At 60.8% G+C, this 1,916-nt stretch carries 1 protein-coding gene and 1 pseudogene; both read left to right on the forward strand.

The window, feature by feature from the left end:
* A pseudogene (locus SY1_RS09775) lies at nucleotides 1-253 on the forward strand (hypothetical protein); the annotation flags it as partial.
* Nucleotides 254-858: 605 nt separating this feature from the next.
* Nucleotides 859-1,677 carry a slipin family protein gene (locus tag SY1_RS09780; RefSeq protein ID WP_015556929.1) on the forward strand — a complete coding sequence of 273 codons (819 nt, stop codon included), beginning with the start codon at nucleotides 859-861 and terminating at the stop codon, nucleotides 1,675-1,677.
* The last annotated feature ends 239 nt before the right edge of the window (nucleotides 1,678-1,916 follow it).

Below are 1,916 nucleotides of genomic sequence, written 5' to 3' on the forward strand. Positions count from 1 at the left end.
CATAGCCGAGGGCGTAGCTAAAGGCGAGGCTAAAGGCTGGGCTAAAGGTAAGGCCGAGGGCAAGGCTGAAGGCGAGGCAAAGGGCTGGACTAAAGGCAAGGCCGAGGGCATAGCCGAGGGCGAGGCTAAAGGCAAGCTGTTGGGCAGGCAGGAGACGGCGCGTACCATGCTGCGGGAAGGGATGTCCCCGGCTTCCGTCGCGCGCTTCACCCGCCTTTCCCTCGACGAGGTCGAGGCCCTGAAGGGGAGTTGAGAGGTCGGCCAGTCGACGGATTCTCGCGGTCATTTGCCGTGATGGAGCGCATTGCGCACAGGATTGCGGAGAACGTGCCCACGGCAAAATACCTTTTCACGGGGCGAGGTTGGGGCGGAATTACCGTCCTGCATCCGGCTCCGGCAGGGATTCATGATCGACTTCAGGGTAGAGTACGGCCTGCGGCAGGAGTTTTCTTGAAGTCCAGGTTGTAAATGCAAGCCCCCGTCCGACGACGGGGGGCTTGCGTCGCCACGCAGGGCGCGTCGTTCCGTTGACGCCGCGAGCCTTACTTCTTCGGCTCCACGTCCTGGTCGCCGAAGCCTACGGCCTTGAGCCAATCCGTCGGGTAGCCCAGGGGCTCCATCGTGTCGGCGGTGATCCTGTAGCCGTCGTTGTACAGATTAAGCCGATTCCGATCTTATCCCCGTCAGGTACGGCCGAAGAGGCGCAAAACCTGCCCCCGCCGCACGTTAAAAACTTTGCCGTGGATTTGGAAAAGGGTTCTTTGCTGTTCCTGCGCCGTTTTTTATGCTATGCTCTTTAAACCGACTGCGTCGGCGGACGGCAACGACCGTCCGAAATTCAAACAGGGAGTGATCGTTATGGTTCTTGACTCCAGTGACCTTGCCTTCATCTTCTCCAACCTTGGAGGCCTCTTTATGGCCGTCCTCCTCCTCCTCTTTATCCTGTCCTTCTCCGTGCGGATCGTCCCGGAGTACCGGCGCCTCGTCCTGTTCCGGCTGGGGCGGCTGGTGGGCAGCCGGGGCCCCGGCATCGTCCTGCTCATCCCGCTGCTGGACCGGGCGGTGACGGTGGACCTGCGCATTCTGACGTTGGACGTCCCCGTGCAGGAGGTCATCACGAAGGACAACGTCGCCATCAAGGTGAACGCCGTCGTCTACTTCCGGGTTCTGGACCCGTCGAAGTCCGTGGTGGAGGTGGAGAACTACATCGTCGCCACCAGCCAGCTGGCCCAGACCACCCTCCGTTCCGTCGTGGGATCCGTCGAGATGGATGAGGTGCTCTCCTCCCGCGAGAAGATCAACCAGGAGCTGCAGGAGATCATCGACGAACGCACCGACCCCTGGGGCATCAAGGTCAGTGCGGTGGAGGTGAAGGAACTGGAGCTGCCAGAGGGCATGAAACGGGCCATGGCCCGTCAGGCCGAGGCGGAACGGGAACGCCGCGCCAAGATCATCGCGGCGGAGGGCGAGCTCCAGGCGGCCACCAAGCTCTCCGAAGCTGCGCGGCAGATGGAGGTCTCCCCCGTAACCCTGCAGCTGCGCTACCTGCAGACCATCCGCGAGATCGCGGGGGAGCGCAACTCCACCACCTTCTTCCCCATCCCCATCGACCTGCTGCGTCCCTTCATCAACCAGGCTTTCGGCGGGCGGACCCAGGAAGGCCCGGACAAAGCCTGACGTCAGCCCCCATAGGGTGGAAAACCAGTTTAAGCGCCCCCTGCGGGCGCTTTTTTCGTGTCCACGGGCTGTGGCTTTAAGCCTGAACGGACCTGAAGGGCGTACGCCTGCTCTAAAAGTCAATTAAAGTTAGTTCTTTTATACTCTTTATTTTATGCTGATCGGCCTTTTTTAACTGTGAGAAGGGGTTGTCAGTTCCCCCGCAGGGAGGACCGATACCAATTCACGTTTAATATGGA

The sequence above is a fragment of the Fretibacterium fastidiosum genome (assembly GCF_000210715.1).
Classification (GTDB): Bacteria; Synergistota; Synergistia; order Synergistales; family Aminobacteriaceae; genus Fretibacterium; species Fretibacterium fastidiosum.

Bases quoted from the DNA above. Each gene is read 5' to 3' on its own strand.
- SY1_RS09780 (WP_015556929.1), top strand. From the start codon at position 859: ATGGTTCTTGACTCCAGTGACCTTGCCTTCATCTTCTCCAACCTTGGA.